This window comes from Actinophytocola sp., from assembly GCF_035712165.1.
GTDB lineage: Bacteria > Actinomycetota > Actinomycetes > Mycobacteriales > Pseudonocardiaceae > DASYTH01.
This window is the reverse complement of the sequence record NZ_DASTBH010000568.1, coordinates 1-3,602: the sequence shown is the minus strand read 5'-3', so window position 1 is coordinate 3,602 and position 3,602 is coordinate 1. Positions and strand designations below refer to the sequence as shown.

Genomic DNA, 3,602 nt, shown 5'->3' with positions numbered 1-3,602 from the left:
TGTACGTCCACCTGCCCGATGCCCAGATCCACATCCGCTATGGCCGGAACCAACTGGCTGTAGTCCATGACGCACTCATCCAGATAACCGCGCTGATGCACTAGCCGGGACTGCCGGCTTCAGGAACCCACCCCCGCTTCCCGGCCGGCGCCGCAGGCGCCGGCCGGGAAGCGGGTGGGGTCTTGGTGCTTGGCGGTTCTGTGACCGGGTGGTGACGGGGCGCTGTCACGATGGCAGGTTGGGCGCGGAAATGTTCGGAGTGTCCCGGGTGCGCGGTGGGCGTGGGTATAGTCCGTCTGCCGTTGCCGACCGGCGTGGGGGTGGCCCTTGACTGCGTTCGTCGGTGCCGCATTGGCTTTTCCGGCCGTGTTGTTCAGTTTCCTGTTACTGGTCGTGCTGGGGTACTGGCTGCTGGTGCTGCTCGGGGGAGCGGACACGGACGCGCTGGATGGTGATGGCGACGACGGCGGGGTGCTCGGGGGGCTGGGGCTGGGGGGCGTGCCGGTCACGGTGGCGCTGTCGGTGCTGATCACCCTGACCTGGTTCCTGAGCCTGGTGGGAACCGTCCTGGTCGACAGTGTCGTGGTCCGGGGCCTGGTGGTGTTGCCGGGGGCGGTGGTGCTGGGGCTGGTGGGGACGCGGCTGGTCGTGGTGCCGTTGCGGCGGTTGTTCCCGGAGAGCGGTGAAGCGTCTCGGCTGGACTTCGTGGGGCGGGTCTGTGTGATTCGGACCGGCTCGGTGGGGTTGGACTTCGGCCAGGCGGAAGTGAGAGCGGCGGACGGGTCGGCCGCCGTGGTCCAGGTGCGACAAACCGGCGGCGAGGACCTAACGTCCGGCAGCCCGGCGGTGATCTATGACTACGACGCCGACGGCGAGTTCTTCTGGGTGTCGGCCATGGGAGAGAAGGTCAACTGAATGAACCCCATCCTGATCGCGGCCGGCGTGGCGCTCGCCGTAGTCCTGGTCATCCTCCTCGCCGTCAGCCGGTTGTTCCACAAGGTGGAGCAGGGCAAGGCGCTGATCGTGTCCAAGGTGCGCAACGTGTACGTCACGTTCACCGGCGCCGTGGTGCTTCCGGTGCTGCACAAGGCGGAGACGATGGACATCTCGGTGAAGACCATCGAGATCCAGCGCACCGGTCAGGAGGGGTTGATCTGCCGGGACAACATCCGGGCCGACATCCGGATCACCTTCTTCGTCCGGGTGAACAAGACCGCCGAGGACGTGGTCAAGGTGGCGCAGGCGATCGGGACGGCGCGGGCCAGTGACGAGGGGACCCTGCAGGCACTGTTCGCGGCCAAGTTCTCCGAGGCGCTCAAGACCGCCGGCAAGCAGCTGGACTTCGTCGACCTCTACACCAAGCGCAACGAGTTCCGGGACCAGATCGTGCGGATCATCGGGACCGACCTCAACGGCTACAGCCTGGAGGACGCCGCGATCGACTACCTCGAACAGACCGCGATGTCCGAACTGGACGCGGCCAACATCCTGGACGCGCAGGGTATCCGGAAGATCACCGAGCTGACCGCGATCGAGCACGTGCGCACCAACGAGTTCCGGCGCAACGAGGAGAAGGAGATCACCCGGCAGAACGTGGACGCCCGGGAGGCCATCCTCGAGCTCGAGCGCCGGCAGGCCGACGCGGAGAACAAGCAGCGCCGCGAGATCGAGACCATGCGGGCCCGCGAGGACGCCGAGATCGCCAAGGTGCAGGCCGAGGAGCGGCTCAAGGCGGACACCGCGAGCCTGCGCACCGAGGAGCAGCTCGGCGTGCAGGACCAGAACAAGGAGCGCGAGGTGGCGGTCGCGGAGAAGAACCGCGAGCGGGTGATCGCGATCGAGTCCGAGCGGATCGAGAAGGACCGGATGCTCGAGGTGGTCGCCCGGGAGCGGGAGATCGAGCTGGCCCGGATCGAGGCGGCCAAGGTGGTGGAGGCGGAGAAGCGGTCCGTCGCCGAGGTGGTCCGGGAGCGGGTCGCGGTGGACAAGACCGTGGCCGAGCAGGAGGAGAGCATCAAGCGGCTGCGCGCGGTCGAGGAGGCCGAGCGGGGCCGCCAGGCCGTGGTGATCCAGGCCGAGGCGCAGGCACAGGAGAACCTGGTCAAGGACATCAAGGCGGCCGAGGCGGCCGAGGCCGCGGCCAAGTACCGGGCGCGCGAGGAACTGGTGCTGGCCGAGGCGCGGCAGCAGGCCGCCGAGCTCGACGCCCGGGCCAAGATCCGGCTCGCCGAGGGTGTGCAGGCCGAGGCGGCCGCCGCCGGGCTCGCCGCGGCACAGGTGCGCGAGCGGGACGCCGAGGCGATCGAGAAGGTCGGCCGGGCCGAGGCGGCCGTCGAGCGGGAGAAGGGCCTGGCCGCCGCGGACGCCACCCGGGAGAAGCTCAAGGGCGAGGCCGAGGGTCTGACCGAGAAGCTGGCGGCGATGTCCGCGCTGGACGGCGCGGCTCGCGAGCACGAGGAGTACCGGCTGCGGCTGGAGGCGGAGAAGGAGATCCGGCTGGCCGGCATCGACGTGCACCGCGACGTCGCGGAAGCCCAGGCGAAGGTGCTCGCGGCCGGGCTGGAGCACGCCGACATCGACATCGTCGGCGGCGACAGCGTCTTCTTCGACAAGCTGGTCGGCTCGATCACGCTCGGCAAGGCGGTGGACGGCTTCGTGCACAACTCCGAGGTGACCCAGAAGCTGGCCGAGCCCTACCTGAACGGGTCGGCCAGCCTGCCCGAGGACATCAAGGCGATCCTGTCCTCGCTGGGCACCGACGACGTGCGGAACCTGACCATGTCCGCCGCGCTGGTCAAGCTGGTCCAGTCCGGCGGCCCGGAGCTGAGCGAGCTGCGCAAGGCGCTGGACGGTTTTCCGCACCGGGACGGCGAACCCGGTGCGGTCGTCGACCTCGGCAAGCAGTAGCCGGCGATGACCGAGGTCGCCGCACCCCCGGCGGAACCGGCCCAACTGGATGCCGGCACCTACGAGGTGCTGCGGGCCCGGCTGGCCGAGCAGGCCGCGGAGCTGGCCCGCCGGGCGGAGTCGCTCAACGCCGAACGACTCGAGGTGTTCGGCCGCGCCGAGCTGCGGCTGGTGGGGCACGAGCGGATCCGCACCGAGCACAACTGCGTGCCGCGCGACATCGTCTCGCTCGGCGGGCTGATGTTGTTCGGCTACAACGTGTTCATTGGCCTGAAGCCGGAGACGGCGGTCGGCGACGTGTTCTCGCTGCACCGGTTCGGCCGCGACGGCGAGGCGTTCCGGTTCGAGCCGGCCGCCGGCGACCTGCCCGGGCTGCTCGGTGACGAGCGGTTCCAGCGGGACTTCGCCGAGCTGTACCGGTATTACCGGCAGGCCCGGTTGCACCACCTGCGCCGCGTGGACGGCAAGCTGCTGGCCGTCTTCCAGACCGGGCCGGACATCACCGACATCAAGGTGCTGCGCTGGCAGCTCGCCGCGGACGGCAGCGTGTCCTATGTGGACAACGTGGGGGAGCGGGACCATGTGTTCCCGCCCTCGCACGACTTCGAGTGGACCCCCGTGGGCCGGGAAGCCCACGTCCCCGGCCGGCACCCGTACGTCTCGGTGCTGGACACCGTCTTCGTCGACACCGCCGG

At 69.6% G+C, this 3,602-nt stretch carries 3 protein-coding genes; all 3 read left to right on the top strand.

Features of this window, described 5'->3' with window-relative positions:
* The first annotated feature begins 366 nt into the window (after positions 1-366).
* Positions 367-915, top strand: a complete 549-nt coding sequence (locus VFO68_RS33020) for a hypothetical protein (protein WP_325162358.1) — start codon at positions 367-369, stop codon at positions 913-915.
* Complete coding sequence (locus VFO68_RS33015; protein ID WP_325162357.1) at positions 916-2,907, top strand: flotillin family protein; 1,992 nt, start codon at positions 916-918, stop codon at positions 2,905-2,907.
* Positions 2,908-2,913: 6 nt separating this feature from the next.
* A partial coding sequence (locus tag VFO68_RS33010; RefSeq protein ID WP_325162356.1) for a DNA repair ATPase occupies positions 2,914-3,602 on the top strand: 689 nt, incomplete at its 3' end.